Origin of the sequence: Paenibacillus periandrae, assembly GCF_022458865.1 — a bacterium.
GTDB classification, from domain to species: domain Bacteria; phylum Bacillota; class Bacilli; order Paenibacillales; family NBRC-103111; genus Paenibacillus_S; species Paenibacillus_S periandrae.
On the sequence record NZ_JAJNMU010000006.1, the window covers coordinates 131616 to 151717 of the forward strand.

General features: G+C 48.4%; 16 protein-coding genes. 5 read left to right on the forward strand and 11 right to left on the reverse strand.

The features are described from left to right. Positions 1-7: 7 nt before the first annotated feature. From LRL21_RS11495 to LRL21_RS11505, 3 genes are all read right to left on the reverse strand, one after another. Entirely contained in the window at positions 8-1165 is a 1158-nt protein-coding gene (locus tag LRL21_RS11495; protein ID WP_240416135.1) for a Gfo/Idh/MocA family protein, read from the reverse strand. Positions 1166-1230: 65 nt separating this feature from the next. Further along, on the reverse strand, positions 1231-3375 hold the full coding sequence (locus LRL21_RS11500) for a glycoside hydrolase family 52 protein (protein ID WP_240415915.1): 2145 nt from the start codon (positions 3373-3375) through the stop codon (positions 1231-1233). Between the two features lie 127 nt (positions 3376-3502). Then, entirely contained in the window at positions 3503-5032 is a 1530-nt protein-coding gene (locus tag LRL21_RS11505) for an extracellular solute-binding protein (RefSeq protein WP_240415916.1), read from the reverse strand. 260 nt (positions 5033-5292) lie between these two features. Here LRL21_RS11505 and LRL21_RS11510 point away from each other — a divergent pair, with 260 nt between their 5' ends. Beyond that, on the forward strand, positions 5293-6267 hold the full coding sequence (locus tag LRL21_RS11510) for a helix-turn-helix domain-containing protein (protein ID WP_240415917.1): 975 nt from the start codon (positions 5293-5295) through the stop codon (positions 6265-6267). Here LRL21_RS11510 and LRL21_RS11515 read toward each other — a convergent pair. The 3 genes from LRL21_RS11515 to LRL21_RS11525 form a co-directional block, all read right to left on the reverse strand. Continuing rightward, positions 6233-8323, reverse strand: a complete 2091-nt coding sequence (locus LRL21_RS11515) for a methyl-accepting chemotaxis protein (RefSeq protein WP_240415918.1) — start codon at positions 8321-8323, stop codon at positions 6233-6235. The two genes, LRL21_RS11510 and LRL21_RS11515, sit on opposite strands and share 35 nt — an antisense overlap. Positions 8324-8341: 18 nt before the next feature. Next, positions 8342-8725: a hypothetical protein gene (locus tag LRL21_RS11520; protein WP_240415919.1), complete on the reverse strand. Its 384-nt coding sequence runs from the start codon at positions 8723-8725 to the stop codon at positions 8342-8344. Between the two features lie 225 nt (positions 8726-8950). Beyond that, on the reverse strand, positions 8951-9145 hold the full coding sequence (locus LRL21_RS11525; RefSeq protein ID WP_076235027.1) for a hypothetical protein: 195 nt from the start codon (positions 9143-9145) through the stop codon (positions 8951-8953). Between the two features lie 289 nt (positions 9146-9434). Here LRL21_RS11525 and LRL21_RS11530 point away from each other — a divergent pair, with 289 nt between their 5' ends. Further along, positions 9435-10064, forward strand: coding sequence for a DUF1796 family putative cysteine peptidase (locus LRL21_RS11530; RefSeq protein WP_240415920.1), 630 nt, complete (start codon positions 9435-9437; stop codon positions 10062-10064). 123 nt (positions 10065-10187) lie between these two features. On the opposite strand, the gene LRL21_RS11535 is transcribed toward LRL21_RS11530, so the two are convergent. The 4 genes from LRL21_RS11535 to argC form a co-directional block, all read right to left on the reverse strand. After that, on the reverse strand, positions 10188-10340 hold the full coding sequence (locus tag LRL21_RS11535; protein ID WP_240415921.1) for a hypothetical protein: 153 nt from the start codon (positions 10338-10340) through the stop codon (positions 10188-10190). 83 nt (positions 10341-10423) lie between these two features. Continuing rightward, positions 10424-14731, reverse strand: coding sequence for a DEAD/DEAH box helicase (locus tag LRL21_RS11540; protein ID WP_240415922.1), 4308 nt, complete (start codon positions 14729-14731; stop codon positions 10424-10426). Positions 14732-14909: 178 nt separating this feature from the next. Next, positions 14910-15689, reverse strand: a complete 780-nt coding sequence (locus LRL21_RS11545; protein WP_240415923.1) for an SDR family NAD(P)-dependent oxidoreductase — start codon at positions 15687-15689, stop codon at positions 14910-14912. Positions 15690-15765: 76 nt separating this feature from the next. After that, the gene (gene argC / locus LRL21_RS11550; protein WP_240415924.1) at positions 15766-16719 is read right to left on the reverse strand and encodes an N-acetyl-gamma-glutamyl-phosphate reductase; all 954 of its coding nucleotides are present in this window, start codon (positions 16717-16719) and stop codon (positions 15766-15768) included. 148 nt (positions 16720-16867) lie between these two features. On the opposite strand from argC, the gene LRL21_RS11555 reads away from it, so the two are divergent. Further along, positions 16868-17041: a hypothetical protein gene (locus LRL21_RS11555; protein WP_240415925.1), complete on the forward strand. Its 174-nt coding sequence runs from the start codon at positions 16868-16870 to the stop codon at positions 17039-17041. 101 nt (positions 17042-17142) lie between these two features. Continuing rightward, on the forward strand, positions 17143-17811 hold the full coding sequence (locus LRL21_RS11560) for a YjgB family protein (RefSeq protein WP_240415926.1): 669 nt from the start codon (positions 17143-17145) through the stop codon (positions 17809-17811). A gap of 89 nt (positions 17812-17900) precedes the next feature. On the opposite strand, the gene LRL21_RS11565 is transcribed toward LRL21_RS11560, so the two are convergent. After that, positions 17901-19064, reverse strand: a complete 1164-nt coding sequence (locus LRL21_RS11565) for a Gfo/Idh/MocA family protein (RefSeq protein WP_240415927.1) — start codon at positions 19062-19064, stop codon at positions 17901-17903. Positions 19065-19206: 142 nt separating this feature from the next. Between LRL21_RS11565 and LRL21_RS11570 the strand changes: the two genes are divergently transcribed. Beyond that, positions 19207-20061 (forward strand): AraC family transcriptional regulator, encoded by an 855-nt coding sequence (locus tag LRL21_RS11570; RefSeq protein ID WP_240415928.1) that lies wholly within the window; start codon positions 19207-19209, stop codon positions 20059-20061. Positions 20062-20102 lie beyond the last annotated feature (41 nt).

Below are 20102 nucleotides of genomic sequence, written 5' to 3' on the forward strand. Positions count from 1 at the left end.
ACCTCCTCTATTCATATTTCCCGCCTAATGTAATGTCGTTTTTGGCAAATCCGGTTACCGAATTTGTTTTTTCGTAGAAATGGATAGCATTGACCATAATGCCTTCCCTTGTGTAGAACAGGCTGTCCGGCTGTAAAGGCAATTCGACCTGCTGCCCTGTGCTGGCTGCCATATAAATCGCGGTAATCAGCTCCAGCGTATTCTTTCCTTCATAGCCATCGACCAATACGGTTAACGTATCGTTTTCTATAGCGGACAGCACATTATCAATTTGTCCTTGATGTCCACTGTAAGGCACCGAAGGGAGCTCGTTGTACAGCTGTTCAATTTCATTTTCCAATTCGACATTTTTAATGGGGAATCCATTTTCTTTGGGAACGGAGGCGTATACTTTCCAGGGAGCCGAGATTCTCGCCTTTTCCCCTTGAAAAATGAGCTGCTGCTCTTCACCATGATGAACAACCGAGCTTGTGATTTGCGCCAGCGCACCGCTCGGATAAGATAGGACGGCGATCGATAAATCCTCCACTTCCGCATTGTCATGTGAGGTGTTGCTCATGATCGCCTGCACCTTGGTAGGCATCCCCATCATCCATTGAAGCATGTCAATGTGATGCACCGCATGATTGAGCGTACAGCCTCCGCCTTCCTTCTCCCACGTGCCTCTCCACCAGAGATCGTAATAAACATGTCCACGCCACCAGTACGATTCCACCTGAGCATGTACCACTTTGCCCATTTTTCCTGAATCCAGCACCTGCTTTAATTTCATGATCGGATCGCGGAAGCGGTTTTGGCCGACCACGGACAGGATTTTCTTCGCTTTCTCTGCCGCTGCAATCATCCGGTCACATTCAGCTAACGAGGAGGACATCGGCTTCTCCACCAACACATGCTTGCCGGCATTCAAGAATTGAATGGATAAATCGGCATGTGTATAAGGCGGCGTGCAAATCGAAACGAGATCAATATCATCCCGTGAAGCAATGTCGGCGGAATCACTGACGATGTCACAATTCAGTTTGTGTTGTTCCTTAAGTATGGCTGCTTTTTCCGGGTAAATATCGCATAAAGCGACGATTTGGCACCGCTCCGGAAAAGAAATATAGGCTGCCAAATGAGCTGCCGAAATACCGCCTGTACCTACTATCGCGACTCTAATCATCATAATAACCTCCTGTTTTTAGCTGATCATCCTCATAGAACACTATTCAAAAAGATGTACCGCTACTACTGAGCAAGGGAGTTCCTCCGCTCACTACGCTCCTCCAGCAACCACAATATGGCGGTTACGCCTCGAGGATAATATTTGCTGCCGATAATAACCCCGGCAAGAATTTGATCGCTCCAGCTCCAGTATGAATGCTCCGGATGCTTCAGCCAGGCAACGTGAGCCGCATCGGCCTTCTCATCCTGCGGGAAGCCCAGCAGCTTACGAGCGATAAACTGGCATAAATAAATTTTACTCAGCCATGAATTGCTGCTGGTTGAAGACAGCTTCCAGCCTCCATCAGGAAACAGGCAAATGTCCGGGACCAGAACGGCAGCCAAGTGCTGCTTCAAAGCCTGAATGTAAGGACCGAACCTGCCATTCGCATCCAAAGCTTCCTCGCAGCCTGCAAAATAAGGAAAAATCAAACCCTCTATGGCCGGAATAATTTTCGAATCGTTATTCTCATTAATAACTGCGGGAATATATCCTTGATCCGTCATCTTGGAGGCAAGTGTTGCTGCGCATCGCTCCGCTTGTCTGCCCACTTCGATGGATAGCTGTTCCTCGCCTGTGCTGCGGAATAGCTTCTCAAGGGCAACATAAGCGGCCCAGCATTTGCCTGCCATATAAATGTTGTTGCGCGCTTGGCCCAGAGAAATGTCCAGGCTGTCATAGGTCGATATCTCCGCTCCACCCATTGTTCGGCTGCTGTCGAGTCCCATGATCCCATTGCGCAGCTCGGGAATCGGATGATCCCGGTTCAGCATGCTATTGAAGCATAACTTAAGCGTGGCCAGATGACGGTTCAGGAAATCTCTGTCCCCCGTCTGCTCCACATACACGATGGCACAGCAAATCCAGTTAACCAGCTGCTCATGCGTCATGTAGGAGAAGCAATCTTTAATACCGGATATTTCGTAGGATGAATACTGTGGACGGGAGAACACATTGGCTACACCCATATCATGGGTAAAGCTGATGCCTCCGGGGTATTCGACAGAATCATCCGGAAAGCTTACTTGATCCTCATAGCTGTACCTCCGCACAAACATATCCAGCTCGTTACGGACGGTCCACGGGTTCATCTTCAGCTCATAGAACAGCTGGTCTGCTGTCAAATCGAAGGTGTTCATCATCCGATATTCGCCTTCGTTGACCACCCAGAAGGGCTCCCCTTCATAGTCCAGCAGCTGCGTGTTGCCGTAATAGCTGCGGATGGCATGAGCAAGCATAAACTTTTGGTCATCAGATAAACGGGCTGTATCCACCATTTCGTTCGATTGCTCGCAGGAAGCGACCAGTGCGTCATAATGCTCAAGTGCGTAGGCCGAAACGGCTTCGATATTTTTGAAAAAGCGTGTGTACAGGTAAGACGTATCCATCCCGGCCGTAACAATGCCTCCACGATAAAAGCAGATCGCATACCGTACGGTTTTCTTCTCGCCGGCCGCAACGTCCGTAATCAGGGCGCCGCATCCGCCAAGGCCGAACGCACGGTTTTCAATCAGGGGATTGCTCAAAATTTTCTCCATCGTAAAGCCCTGAGCAGAAGAAGTATCCGGGTCCACGGATACAATAGCTGTGTTAAGTCCTTGCCCGACACCTTTAAATCGACCTTCGCTCGTATCGTCCAGTCTTCTCATCGCACTATAAGGATCATTGCCCTGATAGCCGAAGAAAGCTCGCCTTGTGCGGGTGCCTTTCGTATTATCTATAGTCAGCTCGGCAAAAACAGCCGGAACGATTGCTTCCTTCAGTAGATCAGCCTCCGCAGTCTCTGGATCAGGAACGCTGCGTACCGGTGAATAAATTCGAAACGTAAGCTCTCCCGCTTTCCATGTATCCGTACCCAGCTTATAATCGCGAACGATGCTTTGAGCAGGGAAAGAAGCTAGACGCTGCTTGTTCGCAGGGACGGCCTCTTCCGTTTTTTCCACATCGTATCTTGCACTTTCATCCACAGCATCCAAAGCTTCCGCAAAGAAGGGCAGAGCCTCATACAAGCTGCCGTCATCGGACTGCAATCCAATGAATACATTTTGATCGGCTGGCTTGCCGAGCTCAAGTCCCAACCCGCCCTTAGCGCCGCGGAATCCCAGTGTAAAGGTGGCAAATGCACCGATAGGCGAATGATGTGCGTTAAAAAATATTCGATCCGTCATGATGTCCTCCCAAGTTAAAGTACAAGCGTATATCTATCTTATTTACCAAAACGCGGGCTGCTGGCTGAAACAGAAAAACCTCCTGTTGTGGAAGTTTTTCTGTTTCTGCCTGAGTGGCAGCGCTCTATTATTTCTTTTGTGTCTTAGCGTAAGCTTCTGCGTATTCCTTGGCTGTTTGATCTCCGCCTGCGCCTTTGAATTTATCTATTGCGGCCTTCCAGCCAGTTTCGTCAATCTTGCCCATGATGTATTTTACCTTGGCATCGAGCAAAATTTGCTGCAGCTCCTGGCCTTTGGTTGCCCATGTCGGCGAGATCAGCACAATCGTTGGATCCAGCACCGCATATTTATCGTTATCTTCCTCGAGCTGGATCTGCAGCTTGGTCATAGGGTCGAGTACGCCCTCAGTTCTGATTTTGGTAACAGGAATCGTTTCAAAAGGGAATTTATACGGGAAGCCTACTTCGTTGTCGAAAGCATCCTGATTCGTTCTGACCGCTTTTCCATCCTTCAGATCGTAATGCTTGCCTTCAATGCCCCATTCCAGTAAATCAGCCATCGGTTTATCGGACAGCTTGTCAATAAAACCAAGTAATTGCTTTAAATCGGCTTCTGTTTTGACACTCGATTTGGGGAACATCAGAATACCGTTGGAGCCGCGTTCGCCATTAATGAACTTGCCTTTAGGGCCTTCGACAATACTGAAAGCATCCATAACGGCATTCGGATTATGACTTTTAACACGAGTTTCAAAAGTCAGTATTTTGTTGGTAGCTTCATTAATGACACCGCTTTTGGCATTTTCCAGGTTGGCTTCAAATTTAGGCACATCGATCGAAGCAAAATCCTGATTAATCAATTTCTCGTCATACAATTTTTTCGTAAATTTGATTGCTTCGAAATACTCCGGGGTTTCCTCGGATTTGATAAATTTACCGTCCTTCAGACCCCACGCATTGGGCGCACCGAACGTTACACCGAAATCAGGTCTTAAGGAATCATTCTTAATCATCATCGTCAGACCGTAAGTGTCGTTAACCCCATTTTTGTCAGGATCATTGTTTGTAAACGCTTTAAACATGTTGTATAAATCATCAACGGTTTTGGGCTGCTGCAGACCTACATTCGTTAACCAGTCTTTCCGGTACGTATAAGCGTATCTGGCAAATGGGCGATACCGTGGAACCCCATACAGCTTGCCGTCAATCTTCACATTGTCGTACACAGCCGGCGGCATTAATGACAGATTCTTGTAGTCTTTAATATAAGGCCCGATATCCCAGAAAGCCCCATTCTGCGCTGCACTGATCAGGTAAGATTGATTGGGCGCTCCACAGCTGGCGAGAATTTGCGGCATATCACCCGAGGCGATCATAACGGGAAGCTTGCTGCAGAAATCGTTGCTCGATATCAGGTTAATCGAAAGCTTCGAATTCGTATATTTCTCTATCGCCTTTTGTGCTTCATTCCCAGGCTGCGGGATATCCTTTCCGTCAAAGTTCAACGATATTTTGATGGGCAGCGGTTCTGGACCTTGTGCTGAATTACTCGGGGGAGCGGCATTATTGGTATTACTCGAACAGCCGGCTAACAACGACATTGTCACGATTGAAGTAATGGCAACTACACTTCTTTTTTTAGTATTCAGTGCTTTCATGGCTGACCTCCATTTGTAATCATAAAGTAACAGCAAACTTGAAATCGTTTTCATTATGTCCATTCATAATACTCCGGAACGCTGTTGTACCCTCCTTGTTTAGTAGTAATACTAACATACCACTAACTTTAATGAATGACGATACACTAATCGTGGCTGCAATTTACCCTTTTCGCGCATTTTCCTCTGATCAAATTCGATGATATACTAGTATAACCTGTTGCATTAAGCTGAAAATAACGGAATTAACGGGGGGTGTAATGATGAGAAGCTATTCTGATGAATTTGAGCTGGGACGGCTTCCTGATCTGCGAATTACCGTCCAACTCATGGGTCTGCATGGACGGAAGGTCGATTCACACTGGAGCTATCCTTCTCATGAGCATCCGATGTACGAAATTCATTGGGTCATTGACGGGGAGATGGAGATGGTCGTAGATGGGCACATTTATCGACAAACCGAAGGGGACATTCTGTTTATTCGGCCAGGGGTTACCCATTCCTGCAAATCGTCCGGACCACAGGGCTTCACTTACTTCTGCGTGCACTTCAGTGTCATTGACCGTATTTTCTCCAAGGAGCTGGAGCATCACCAAACGACCTATTATCCGGCTGCATCACCGCTGGCGATCGGCATTCAGCCTGCATTAGCTACCCTTTATGACCTGTCGATCGAGATCAAAAGCTCGATTTTGTCCACCTCGAAAAGCATGAAGGTTCATTCCGCTGTATTTGAGCTGCTTGGAAGCCTGATTGACCAGCTATCACAATCCGATAATGTCATGCTGACCAAAAAAGAAGTCATGGCCAGTCAAATTGCCGAGCAGATTGAGGACTCCGTACAAACCCTGCTGCTGCATGGGCAAATTCACGAAAACGGACGGACCTGGGTACAGGATATTGCCAAATCGGTGAATATGAGCACCTCTCAGGTCAATCGCATTTTTCATCAGGTGTATGGCAAAGCCCCGCGTAAATATTTGTCCGAAATTTTGTTGAACGAGGCCAAACGTCTGCTGCAGCAAACCGACCTGTCTGTCGATCATATTGCGATGATGCTCGGGTATCGAACAAGTCCCCATTTTAGCCGCCAATTTAAAAGATGGACCGATATCACGCCAAGCGAATACAGGGAGCAAATCGCTCCCCGGATCAACGCTCATCAGGAATCGCTTGCTCCCTCTACTCTGACTGAAAATGCTATTCATAGCGAAAATGCAGCATCAAGGCTTTAAGCTCAAAAGCGAGCCTGGAAATAGTACCTGCTGACGAAGCAACCTGCTCGATCGTAGCAGTCTGCTGTTGGGCGGCTGCGGCTACATAACCGGAGTTATCTGCGGTTTCACGAGCCAAATGAACAATCCCATCCATCTCATGGACCATATTCTCAGCACTTGAGAAAATTTCCTCGACAGCAGCCGACACCTCTTCCGTTTGCTGTGATACTTTATTCACCGCGTCAACAATATCCCCGAACGAATTACCAGCATGCCCGGCCTTCTCCATACCAGCGGCGACTGCCAGCCTGCCCGATTCCATGCTCTGTGCCGTTTGCTGAATCGTTCCCTGAATTTCCGCAATCATGCCTCTGATTTGATTCGCTGCCTGTGCAGCCTGGTCAGCCAGCTTGCGCACCTCTCCCGCTACTACGGCAAAGCCTTTTCCTGCCTCACCTGCACGAGCAGCCTCTATGGCAGCATTCAGCGAAAGCATGCTCGTTTGCCCGGAAATTGTCGTGATCATGCTCACAATATCATCGATTTGCTGTGACTTATCCTGCAGCTGCTTAACACTATGAAATGATTCATGAACCGTGCCGTGTATCGTGTTCATCTGACGGATCAACTCATATAACGATTCATTGCCTGCTGTCGCAGCTGCCATCGCGGTTGAAGACGATTCACTGACCAGCTCAACACTACCTGCAATTTGCTCCATCCCCTGGGAAACCTCGGTAGACATTTGCTTCAAATTGCCGATAATATGGACTTCCTTCTCCGTACCTTCGGCAACGCCTTGAATAGAGGTAGCAATCTCCTCCGTAGCCTTATTCGTCTCCATCGCTCCCTGCTTCAGCTGCTCGGCCTGGGTAGCGACTTCTTGCGAGCAGACCGAAATCTGGCCCATCATTCCTTTCAGAACTCCGATCGTACGATTGAAGTTATGCCCCATTTGTTCAAATTCATCCTTCGTACGAATCTCAAGCCGAGTATTGAAATCCCCTTCGGCAAGCGAGGTCGATAACGCATTCACCTTGTGAATGTTAGTCGTAATATAACGACTGAAGGCAATAATCGCTCCGATCATGACCAATACCGCAATAACAATCACAACCAGCATCCGCTGCAGCAGGCTATTCAATGGAGCATACAGCTCCTGCTCCGGTATCGCCAGTGCAAAGCTCCAGCCAGTCTCGGGAATGATCGAATAGAACACCCGAACCTGCTTGCCGGACTGTTCAAAGCCTCCTTGAAATCCGCTGGAGCCGCCAATCTTAACGTCCTCCATAATCTTTGTGCCCAGAGCAGCGAGGGAAGGATTGGCATCCTTATACAGCTCGTCCTTCATCACCTTCTGCGCATCCCGGTCGGCGATGACCTTGCCCGTTTTATCCATCAGGAAAGCCCAGCCGGTTTCACCGACCTTAATTTCCTTGATCATTTGCTGCATGCTGTTCAAGCTGATATCGCCAGTGGTCACACCCAGAAATTGCTTGCGCTCATCGTAAAAAGGGACGGTGGCCGTAATCATCGTTGTCTGGATCGTCTCGTCATAATACGGATCTGTAAAAACCGCGCTTTCTCTGGTATTTACACCATTGCGGTACCAATCTGTTGTGGGATAATCGTACTCCGCAGTCATATACTGCTCGGTATAGGTGATCTTGTCCCCATCCTTGTACACATAGGGTCCAAAGTACTGCTGTCCCTGCTTATACCGATTGGGCTCAAACCAGACGCCAACGCCCAGCGTATCGGGATTTAACGACGGAACATTCAGCAGCATGTCCTTGTAATCCTGTGGATTCAACGCCATTCCCCGTGCTTCTACCAATCTGGCCACAGTTTGCGGGATTCGGGTGTGCGAAGAGAGCTTGTTTTGAATATCGTGAATGGTTTGCTGCAATTGATTGTTCATCTTGCCTTCGATCTCGTGGGTGATCATATCTTGCGAGAACGTATAGCTGATCCACGACAAAGATAAGGTCAAACATATAAGGATGGGAAGCATAAATACCAGGAATTTGGTTTGAATCCTTGTAAATTGCATCAACGCTCTCTGCTTAATCACCCGAGTCCCCACCTTAAGCTAGATTCTATTGGAGTGCGACATCCAAAATCTCGAATAACCGTCGATTTCGACCAATACACGACCCAACTGAAGCGCTGCATCCTTTGCATTAATATCCATGTTCAAATGGGTCATGCTTACATACATATCCTTAATCGCAGCTTCAAAAAAAGCGGCTTTCATACCAAAGGTTCCCCCTGTGCTTATGTATTCATGGTGTTTTCGGATATCATTTTCGATCAAAGCATATTTCTCTGTAAGGTCGATCCATGCCTGAGCGCTGCCATCTCCACCCAGCTCTACTACCTCTAATGACTGTTTTAATTCCCCTACACGTACCATGTAATGGGTAAGTACCTCCACCGCTTCTTCCTTCGAGATTACAGCTGCTTCGTTTACCATACACATAGGCCTCCTTGTCCATATCACTCGTATTGGTCTTTAGGATCACTAGAATAGGTATGAATCCCTATATCATTGAGTATAGGTGATGAGATAGCTAACTATATTAAATAAAAGCAGGAAAATTGTAAAAAAAAAGAACACGGAGCTGCTTTTCCATGTTCAGATCAGAATAATTGGATTATGTCTATGTAGTATGCCGATTTTAACATTTATTACCATATATTAGGAAGCGTTAACACCTCCGTTCATGATTTGGTGTAGGAACCTTTGATGGTATTCAGCGCGAACAACCATCGCTTTCAAACTGACGAGTACCTCCCTCGCTTCCTCCAAATACTCCTTATCTCCAAAAATTTCATATAGTCTCAGGTAATCATTATATTCATCCAGCCATTCGTTGAAATAAGAAGATGTCATATGAATCACTCCTTTAGATTTAAGATTAGCAAGGCAACCTTAATGTTTGATTAGAACCAGATAAATGCCAAATATATTTTTTCCAAGCGCCTCCACGATAGCCGTTGATCTCCAGACAGAATCATTTCTTGTCACCACTCTTGTTAGCGCTTCCAAATCTGTTAGTCATATGTCATTAGCCGTTACACATGCCGCTGGGCCTTTATATACTAGTTTAAGGTTTAGATCTTGTGTGTATGCCTGTTTTCCGACAAATTCATTACTATTTTTTTGACCAGGAGTGAGCGCTATGAGATGGAGTGATTGTATAGGCAGTTATAAGGCCTATCTTAGCTTAGGTACGACCTGTCAAACGGCCCATCAGTTACAAAGACTGGGATTGCGTCAATTTGCCGGTCCCTTGGATTGGTTTATTTCTGATTCCGTTCCTGATCTGGTCCAACTGATCCGCAAACGATTTTATGGTTTTATGGAGTTCGATCATCTTCAGCTCATTGACAGAACCTATGATCATTTCGTTGTCAGAGATAATGCTTATGAGGTGGTCTCTTTTCACGACTTCCCCCGATACCTTACGACCGAGCGAATATGGGAAGCCTATCCCCCTTTCAAAGGAAAGATCGATCGGCGGGTTCAGCGTTTTCTGAGAACAGCAAGGTACAGCAGTCCGGTTTTATTTGTTAGAACTCAGACATCCAAGAGAGAAGCAATCCAACTTAAAGCGGCCTTGAACACATTGATGTACGGCAAATTTCGATTGCTTATTGTTAATAATCATGCCAGCGGCTTACACACGGTGATGCACGAAGATTGGGGTATCGATGGGGTGAGCTCGGTTAATATACCCGGCGGACGCGACTGGAAAGGCTCCGATCAGGCTTGGAACACCATTATGAGAGGCTTCACGCTAAGCTACTAATGGACAATCATCAATCGGTATCCGATAAGGACGCAAAAAAAGCTTAACGAAAGCGAATAAACACACTCCCGTTAAGCTTTATTTATTACGTATATACAAGCGTATATGTTTATGTGCTTACCTTTACAGGTCTCTTGTTTTGAGCGTATGGGTATAAGCTTTTTTCATAAAGGTGGCTTTTAACTCCCTGTCCATACTATGTTCATGAAGGATCAAGTAAAAGTTGGACATGAAGTGATGCCAGTTAATTCTCGTTTGTTTCATAATTTCATCCATATTCAGCCCGCCTCACCTGTAGCTTTGATATGGTATATTACCCATCTCCGGTATTTACTAATCAGGCGGTACCATCTCCGTGCTTAACCCAAGGTGCTCGGCCAAAATACAATCGAATTGCGATCCCGCTCCGCTCCGCGTTTCAGCAGCAATTGCCCTTCAGGGGAATCGACCGCCTGTCGACCGTTCCACGAATCGATAACAATTTTGCGGGATTTGCCGTAATCCAGCATCTGGCGAAATATAGGCAGCAGCAGCTCAGGATTCTGATTGTAATCGTCCCTCAGAAATACGATCTTGCGTCCGTAATTTTCCAGCCAGCACACCCACATGCCCCGATGATACACAAGGAAATTACCTTGCTTACGAGTAAAATGTATCCCCGCTACCTCTGGCCAAGGCACAACGGTTCCGAACACATCAGCGGGGTCTGCCGCATGGATCGCCACAGCACGATCGGCATCGTCCGCTGGGGACTGGGCCTCGCCTTGCTGGCGGAGCATGCCAATAACATCTCGTTCCATAAATTGCATCGATTGCACACCCTGAACGAATAGTCCACGCGTGAGCGTCCCGAGCTCCTCCAGACGCTTGAGCACCTTCAGCATGTTGTCCCATAAAAAGGGTGCATATTGAGAGACGACCTCCTTGGTTATAATCCCATGATTCTGCAGCAGGTGCCGAACCCAGGCAAGTGCAGATTCCTCAAGAGGAATAGCAGCATCCGCCAACGACTCAACGGGATACCAGCGTCCAAGACCCGAGCCCATCTTGGGATTCAGCTTGCCTTTGGCCGCGCTATAATTACGCAGTGGAGACCACTGATCGTTCGAGATATGACCTTCCCAAACAAGATCGAACAGTTGGGCCAAAAGAGTGGAAGGAACCAGACCCGTTTCGGTGGATAGTCGGGTTAAGAAGCTTGCTCCTCGGGTACGAAGCAGGGCCAGCAGCTCGGGGTGTGCGGTTTCCGTTGTAGTTGGCATAAACGGACTATAGAGCGAAGCAGATTCTGCGAGAAAAAAGGCGATCTTGCCTTCCTTTTCGTTAGCCTCCTTACGACCCATCCATATCACCTCGCCCGAAGCGCACAACAAATCCAGATCCGCCTTCTGGTACCCGGCTACCCTGGACGGAAATATCAGCTGCTCCCATTGGGAATAAGGCAGAAAAATCCCTTGCAGCAGTGTCACCGCATGACGCAAGCTATCGATGCCTTTCATTTGCTGACCCGGCAGCAGGTGGTGCCGCTGCAGCAGCATAAGCCCAAGTCGAGCTGATGCGACAGGCTCACCCGCATTACGGAAGTGCTGCAAGGACAGACGTGTAATACGGTCGCAAACCTTGCTGCCCGACCACTGAATTTCATCAGCCCCGCAAGCCAGATCAGCTTTGCTAAATGGCGTACGCTCGATACGCCGCTCTTGCTCCCATTTCCTCATGAGCTGCTCAGTCTGTACCTCGCTCAGCAAATATCTGCGTCCCAGCTCTGCTTCCGAGAACGACAGACGACCCTCAATATAGCGACTCAGCACGAAAGTAACAGAAGCTGGATCAAGTGGAAACAGCTCGTAGGTGTCCTTTTCATCACGGCAGATCCATCGTGGCTCACCGCCTACCTGCAAGCGGATAACGACACCCTGCTCCTCAAGCTGACGGATCCACGTTTCGACTTGCTCTCCGTAAGCTTCCTCCAGCTCGGTATTGCTTAAATCGCCTCGCCTTTTCAGCAGTGCAGCCAATTCCTCAGGGCTTTGCGGCTTGCCCACCAGACGCTGCTGTTCCGCAGCCACTACCTCCGGTTCATAAACAATGCCCACTGCAGCCGATCCGAATACCGCTCCTGCCATCTCACGGTTAATGTTCATTACCTGCATTTGCAGCTCGCTGCTGAGTGCATCCGACTCATAAATCTGAGTGTTCACATAGTCCCACATAAATTGATTAGCCCAAGGAGAGGGGAACCGACTTTCCGTGATCTTGACCTCTATCGCTCCTGACTCTAAGCCACCCAATACATATTTGAGACCGTCTGCATCCAGATGCTCCTCGAAGCATTCCGTGATAGCCGCCTCGAAGAAAGGAAACTGCTCGGCATAAGGCAGCACTTCCTTCAGCAGCTCCTCGCTGCGCAGGCGCTTTTGCCACATCGGTGTCCGCGTAAACTGCCGCGACAGCAGCAGGCCCACCTCAGCCATCCGGCGAAAGGTGATGGCGAACATCGGTGAACGCCCCATCGCCTCCATCAGAATCGGATCGACCGCCGATACCGCAGCCCGCCAAATCGATGGCAGCCAATCCGGGTCCCATTCCTTGAAAATCATCTCAATCCCATTATCCTTAGCGCCCATATATGGCGATTGCTGGAGCTTACGCTCAATCTCATGCTCCAGTACGAGCTGCCACGTCCGGTTCAGCCTGCGTCCCCACACATTATGGATAATAACATGGGTTTGGTTCATAGCATCCTGATAATGCTCAATCACAATAGAACGGTGCGTCGGAACTGCGCTTGCCGCCTGCTGCTTTCTGATCAGCTGAATCAGACTATCCGACGCAAGCGCATCAAAGCCATACATCTGCTCCAGCCAATCGACAGTGTCCACATCCGCATGACGATCTTCCAAGCGAGCACATATTTCAGCCAAAAAAACACCTACCTGCTCTCCGAGCCCAAACGATCTTCCCAGCCCCTCGCTGCGCCAAAAAGGAATTTCGCTAATCCGGTTAGCTGTTTCACTGACCAAGATCCGGTCATTGCGGATTTCCCGGATCGTCCACGACTGCGCTCCCAGCTGAAACAGCTCGCCAACCTTGCTCTCATGCACATATTCCTCGTCCAGCTCACCTAGTTGGATCTGGCTATCCATATGGTAAACCGGATAATTGGCGCTCCCCGGAATCGTGCCGGTTCCCATAATGGCCGCCATCCGGCTGCTGCTTCTGCTGCTGAGCCTGTCCGTGTCCAAATCCCAATCGATCAGAGGGCGGACAAAGGGGTAATAACCGGATAGTACACGCAGCAGCGCTACCAGTCTGTCGCGTGTCAGCGTGTGGTAGCAATCACTGCCGCGCACGAGCTGGAACAGCTGATCGACTGTCCAATCATCCGCGGCAATCATCGCAACAATCTGCTGATTCAGGACATCGATTCGGTTGCGCCGAATGACGATGGGCTCTATTTCCCTTTCCCGAATCATCCTGCTGAGCACAGCCACCTCGGGAAGCGTGCTGCGCTGACGGACGATAATGACACCGCGGCTGACCTCTCCGACACCGTGTCCAGCACGACCTATTCGCTGTATACCCGTCGCGGCTGCAAGCGGAGAGTCGATCTGAATGACCACATCGATCTGACCCACGTCGATTCCAAGCTCCAGGGAAGAGGTGGCAATCAAACATTTAAGCTCACCCGCCTTCAGGCGCCGTTCGACCTCCAGCCTCTGCTCACGCGAGATGCTTCCATGGTGCGAGCTGGCGAAATCGCCGCCGCAATAATCGTTCAATTGCTGGGCCAGCCGCTCACACAGCCTACGGTTGTTGACAAAGATCAATGTCGAGCGGCAGCCTTCCATTTCCTTGAGGATACGGTCCATAATCGCAAACCAGACTACCTCTTTATTTTGAGCTGAGTCATGATCGAGTACCGCCACACGAAGCTCAAATTTTTTATCGATGCTGCTTTCAATAATACTGACAGGTCGGGTCGAATCCTCTGCCCAACCGCCAAGGAAAGCAGCCACCCGTTCCAATGGCTTTTGCGTTGCGGACACACCAATGCGAAGAAACGACTTCTCGCATAGCGCCTCCAGCCGTTCCAGTGAAAGCGATAAGTGAGCACCCCGTTTATCCCCAGCGATGTAATGAATTTCATCAACAATAACATGCTCCACCGAGCGCAAAATTTCCCGCGCCTTGAGCGAGGTCAGCATCAAATACAAGGTTTCCGGGGTCGTCACCAGTATATCCGGCGGCTTTCGCAGGATGGAGGCACGTACCTTTTGCGGTGTATCACCTGTACGAACGGCAGCTTTAAGTCCAAGCCAGCTAAGCTCCGTCCGTTCGGCCAGCTTATCCAATTCCGCCGCAAAAGAAACCACATGATGGTGGATATCATTATTCAGTGCTTTGAGTGGTGTAATATAGAGCAGCTTGACCCCAGGCCGCTGATCGTCTTCTGGATTCAGCTTGGACTGAATAATCCGGTTTAATCCCGGCAGCATGGCGGCCAATGTTTTACCTGAACCCGTCGGAGCCGCAATCAGCGTATGGCGATTGGCCACAATCGATGCCCATGCCTGCATCTGCACATCCGTAGGCTCATTGAAGCTTTCCTTGAACCAGGCAGCCAGAACTGGATGTACCCGCTGCAAATAAGAACCTGTTCCCATCTATATAGAATCCCCCTTAAATGGATCGGATTGATTGTATCCAGCGTCTCTAATCATCGTTACCATTATTATATACTTATAACGTCAAACAACAAAAAACGGCCACCTGTAAGTCGCGGCGCCGTTTCTTTTGTAATCTCACAACATCCTCTATCCCTAGCTAGCTTTCCTGTTCCAGCTACAGTACCGTATACCCGCCGTCCACCACGAATACCCCACCGGTTGCATAAGCGGAAGCCTCAGAAGCCAGATATACGACAATTCCGCCCAAATCCTCTGGAATTCCCGGTCTGCCAAGCGGAGTCCGTTCCATCCACAGCTTCGTCATATCTCCGCCGTTATCAAAGAAAGGCTGTGTCAGCTCTGTTTTCATATACCCGGGAGCAATCGTATTCACCCGGACCGAATGAGCTGCCCACTCGGCAGCCAAGCTTTTCGTTAATGAAATGACAGCGGCCTTGGAAGCATTATAAGAGCTTTGGCATTGAGGCGTATTTACAATAATTCCGGACATCGATGAAATATTCACGATGGAACCTTTGCGCTGCTGAATCATTACTTTCCCTACTGCTTGTGCCATCAGAAAAACACCATGGAGATTCACATTAATCACATCAGACCAATCCTTAAAGGACATTTCCTCCGCCTTGGCGTTACGCACGATACCCGCATTATTCACCAGCACATCAATTTTACCGAAGGAAGCGAGCGTCTCTTCGACAATACGCTCAACATCCTCACTCTTGGTGACATCCGCCTGGATCGCCAGTACACGGACCCCTTTTGCCGTGCGCAGTGCCTCAGCCGTTTGCTCGGCCCGCTGCTGATCCAAATCAGCTATGACGATATGTGATCCCATGTCTGCAAGTGCCTCGGCCATCGCTTTTCCAAGTCCTGTTGCCCCTCCAGTAACGATTGAACAATAATCCTTCATCGCAAACTTTTCCCAGATACTCATCCATATTCTCCTCATCCTACTGTTCTGCTAGCCTACTAATACTATTGTATATTTGCAGAAAATAATCAAGCAGCTGTTAGATTAAACAATACCCTTCGTCATATCCCAGCATCAGGTTCATATTTTGAATAGCTGCTCCTGACGCCCCTTTGCCTAAATTGTCATACCTCGATAACAGGTGGATGTGATCCCCCTCGCCAAATACAAAGATTTCAATCCTATTCGTATTGCTGCACTCTGCCAGCTTAAAGTAACCCTCATCCAGATAAGCATCGGATTCATACGGCATCACACGCACAAACGGTTCGGATTCATAATAGGCTGACAGTAGCTCATGCACGTTCCTGGCAGACATTGGTTTGGTCAGATTCCGTTTGATTAAAGGAACAGACATAGCCAGACCTTGATAGTAATTGGCAATAATAGGTGTAAAAAGCGGCTCGTACTGGAGGTTGGTGTACTTTTGCATCTCTGGGATATGCTTATGCGTTTGCTGCAGAGCATAATGTCTGGGTACGTCCAGCTTTCTCTCATTCACGATGGAAGCATCCTCGTACATCTCGATCTTGCTTTTTCCGCCGCCGCTATAGCCTGTTACCGAATAGCAGCTAACGGGGTAATCTCTCGGTACGACACCAGCGTCAATAAGTGGTCTCAGACTAAGGATAAAGCCTGTAGCATGGCATCCGGGCACCGACACTCGCGCTGCACTGCGAATCGCTTCTCTTTGGCTGCTTGTTAATTCAGGTAAGCCATACACCCAATCGGGGTCAGTCCTAAAGGTAGTGCTCGTGTTGATGATTTTGGTCTTGCTGTTGGTAACAAGTGAAACCGACTCCTTGGCGGCAGCGTCAGGAAGACATAGAAAAACAATATCAGCAGCATTCAGCAGCTCACTGCGAGCTTGCGGATCTTTTCTTTTCAGAGGATCAATGGCTAACACTTGGATACCTGTGATTTTGGATAAATACTCGAATATTTTTATACCAGTAGTTCCCTCTTGACCATCGACAAACACTGTATTGCCCATACCCGAACACCTCAATCCCCAAATTTAACATTAATAATTATACATTTTAATGTATTTATATTCAATTCTATTTAAAAATGATAAAGCATCGGTGTTGGCAAGCTTTTGTGTTATAATGTCGAATATCAAACTTTGGAGGATTCATAACATGAAAATATATGTGATCCTCTCCTTTAATGGAGAGTCTATGGACAATGTGTATGTAGGTACAGACGAGGACAACGCACTAGCTTTCAAGCCAGAGGATTTCGAAGACTGCGATGCGCTTTTCGTGGAAATTTGGGAGGATGGGGAAAAAACCGACGATTACCGTTTGCAGTAAACAGATAAATGCAACCTTCAGTGGATATCGTCCGTCTAATTGAAAGCAGCCTAAACAGCTGCAACAATGAGCAGGATGATATCTATAAAGGAGATAACACCATGAAACCACAGATTAAAGCTTTGGCTTACTCCATGATGCTCGCAGGTGTACTTACGCTTGCAGCCTGTAATTCAGATAGCAAGACCGCGACACCTGACGCGCCTGCGCCTGCAGCAACTACACCTGCTGCACCGACGAACAACACGACCCCAAGCCCGGCACCGACAGCTGCCTCCCCAACAACTGCAACTGCACCCTCTCCGGCACCGACAGCGGCGGCAGGATCTGAAGACACCAGTAAGCAGCTTAAAGAACTGCTCAATCAAGCCAAACAAGGCAAGATTCCTGGCATTAAGTATGCGGCGCATACCGCACTAATTGATGAGGTAGAAAAGGATTGGGGTAAAGCCGATAAACAGGATTCAGCAGGCAAAGGCTTTGTTTACGCCACCTATAGTAAAAAGAACGCCGTGCTCGGCTTTAACAAAGGCATGCTTATATTCGATGTTCGTTCCAATGATCCTTCTCTGCACAAGCTCACGCTTCAGCAGATCGAGCAGACATTGGGCAAACCCGCCGACATCAAGTTGAACGGTGACGATACGATCTACATCTTCAAAGCTAATGATCAATTTCAGCTCAAATTCATCATCCCTAAATCAACCGGACAAGTAGACCATATATCCGTATTTTCTCCGCAGGACTCCGTCAATTTAATGGCGGGATAATAAAATCTGTCCTTACCGGACATACAAAAGCAGCAGGTCTCGGAAAGTCCTAAGACCTGCTGCTTTTGTATGTTCAATCCTTAATCGAATCAGCTGCCTGACTTCAAGCTGCTGCCTGTTGTAATCGTCTGATCCTGAAAGTTCTCAACCGATGCCTTCTTCTCATAGAAGTGAGTAGCATTCGCCTGAATCCCTTCACGGGTATAGAAAGGATCGTCCGCGCTAATCGGGAAGGTTACTTTTTCGCCTGTGCTTGAAGATTTGTAAATGCCCAGAATCAGCTCCAGCGTGCTGCGGCCGCTATTCCCATCGATAAGCACGGGAGCACCGGTTTCGATAGCCTGCAGCACATTATCAATTTGACCCTGATGGCCTTCATACGCTACCTCCGGCAGCTCCTCATACAGCTTGACGATTTCCTGCTCCAATTCAACATTCGGTTCAGGGAACCCATTAGCCTTCGAGCTCGACGCCTTCAGCTTCCATGGTGCCGAGACGCGCGCCTGCTTGCCTTGGAAAATAAGCTGCTGCTCCTCGCCGTGGTGGACGACGGAGCTTGTGATCTGAGCCAATGCACCGGACGGGAAACGCAGCATGGCGATAGACAGATCCTCAACCTCGGCATTATCATGCGACGTATTACTCATGAATGCCTGAAGCTCGCTCGGACGTCCCATCATCCACAGGAACGCATCGATATGATGCACGGCATGATTAAGCGTGCAGCCCCCGCCTTCCTTCTCCCAGGTACCACGCCACCACAAATCATAATAGCAATGTCCACGCCACCAGAAGGAATCAACCTGTGCATGAACTATCGGGCCCATCAGTCCGCTTTCCAGAACCGATTTCAGCTTCATCATTGGTGTTTTAAAACGGTTTTGAGCGACGACCGACAAGATCTTGCCGCTCTTGCGGGCGGCTTCATTCATTTCATCGCATTCCTGCAGCGAGGATGCCATCGGCTTTTCAACCAATACATGCTTGCCAGCCTGCAAAAAATCGACCGTAATCGGCGCATGCGTATAGGGAGGTGTACACACGGATATGAGATCAATGTCCAGCCCCAGCAGCTCTTTATAATCCGAAACGGCCTTGGCCGCGGTTAATTGGAATTGATCGATACGCGACTGCGCCTTGTCCACATAAATATCGCAAATCGCCACAATTTCACAGCGCTCCGAAAATTTCAAATAAGCTTGGATATGAGACGGGCTTATCGCTCCCGCTCCGATAATCGCTACCTTCAACATCGCTGAATCCCTCCAGATTAAGATACTTAGTGCTTTTTCATATCTTCATCATAATCGAATCCAGGCTTATTTTATGCAGCGATGTTGTGATAAAATATTCATATCTTGCTATTATTAATATGAAGTGTGGTGAACCCAGAGGATGAGCATCGCCTCCGATCCGTTCCAATTTGACTATCGGCGAACGTCAACGCTAAATTTTAAAGAAGTCTTCCATGCCCACCCCGAGATGGAGTTCACTTATGTGCATACAGGAAGAGGTAATTTAATTATTGAAGGTAAAGCCTATGCCATCGAGCCCAATACCTTAATGATTTTCCAGCCCTTTCAGCTGCATCGCGTGCAAATACATGTCACTTCCGATTCACCCTTCATCAGAACCGTCATCCAGTTCGACCCTGCATTGCTGAAGCCCTATTGGGCCAGCTTTCCTGTCATTGAACGGTTTTTTCTTGATTTGCAGCAGCAAACCAACGTTATACCGGTACACAGCATTCGGGAGTCCGAGCCAATTATTACGCTTATGGGGACATTTAACGAGGCGCGATCCAAAATGAACACCCATGAAATCAAGGAGGAATTTCATTTTTTCCTGCTTGGCTTTCTTCGCCAATTAAAGTCATTAGGGTATAAGCCCGAGGACAATTCCTCCTTACCTGCGAGAAGGCATCATCATCGGGCTGAAGAGGTTATGCAGTGGATCGAGGAGCATTATCATGAGCCTTTTCGGTTGGAGCAGTTGGCTGAGGAGCTTCACCTCTCCCACTACCATGTCGCCCATTTATTCAAGCAGGCCACAGGAACGACCATTGTCGCTTACACGCAGGCAACAAGAATCCGGCACGCCTGTGTGTATCTGATTACAACATCATTATCCATTCCGGAAATCGGGGTCCGAGTCGGAATACCCAATCCTTCTTACTTTTGCCGTGTATTTCGCCATACGATGGGCAGCACACCACACCAATACCGGCTGCATATTCACAAAAGAATCTGACCCGCCACGATATTGACGTCTACGGCATGCAGCCTGTATGC

Bases quoted from the DNA above. Each gene is read 5' to 3' on its own strand.
- LRL21_RS11495 (WP_240416135.1), bottom strand. From the start codon at position 1,165: ATGATTAGAGTCGCGATAGTAGGTACAGGCGGTATTTCGGCAGCTCAT.
- LRL21_RS11500 (WP_240415915.1), bottom strand. From the start codon at position 3,375: ATGACGGATCGAATATTTTTTAACGCACATCATTCGCCTATCGGTGCA.
- LRL21_RS11505 (WP_240415916.1), bottom strand. From the start codon at position 5,032: ATGAAAGCACTGAATACTAAAAAAAGAAGTGTAGTTGCCATTACTTCA.
- LRL21_RS11510 (WP_240415917.1), top strand. From the start codon at position 5,293: ATGATGAGAAGCTATTCTGATGAATTTGAGCTGGGACGGCTTCCTGAT.
- LRL21_RS11520 (WP_240415919.1), bottom strand. From the start codon at position 8,725: ATGGTAAACGAAGCAGCTGTAATCTCGAAGGAAGAAGCGGTGGAGGTA.
- LRL21_RS11525 (WP_076235027.1), bottom strand. From the start codon at position 9,145: ATGACATCTTCTTATTTCAACGAATGGCTGGATGAATATAATGATTAC.
- LRL21_RS11530 (WP_240415920.1), top strand. From the start codon at position 9,435: ATGAGATGGAGTGATTGTATAGGCAGTTATAAGGCCTATCTTAGCTTA.
- LRL21_RS11535 (WP_240415921.1), bottom strand. From the start codon at position 10,340: ATGGATGAAATTATGAAACAAACGAGAATTAACTGGCATCACTTCATG.
- LRL21_RS11540 (WP_240415922.1), bottom strand. From the start codon at position 14,731: ATGGGAACAGGTTCTTATTTGCAGCGGGTACATCCAGTTCTGGCTGCC.
- LRL21_RS11545 (WP_240415923.1), bottom strand. From the start codon at position 15,689: ATGAGTATCTGGGAAAAGTTTGCGATGAAGGATTATTGTTCAATCGTT.
- argC (WP_240415924.1), bottom strand. From the start codon at position 16,719: ATGGGCAATACAGTGTTTGTCGATGGTCAAGAGGGAACTACTGGTATA.
- LRL21_RS11555 (WP_240415925.1), top strand. From the start codon at position 16,868: ATGAAAATATATGTGATCCTCTCCTTTAATGGAGAGTCTATGGACAAT.
- LRL21_RS11560 (WP_240415926.1), top strand. From the start codon at position 17,143: ATGAAACCACAGATTAAAGCTTTGGCTTACTCCATGATGCTCGCAGGT.
- LRL21_RS11565 (WP_240415927.1), bottom strand. From the start codon at position 19,064: ATGTTGAAGGTAGCGATTATCGGAGCGGGAGCGATAAGCCCGTCTCAT.
- LRL21_RS11570 (WP_240415928.1), top strand. From the start codon at position 19,207: ATGAGCATCGCCTCCGATCCGTTCCAATTTGACTATCGGCGAACGTCA.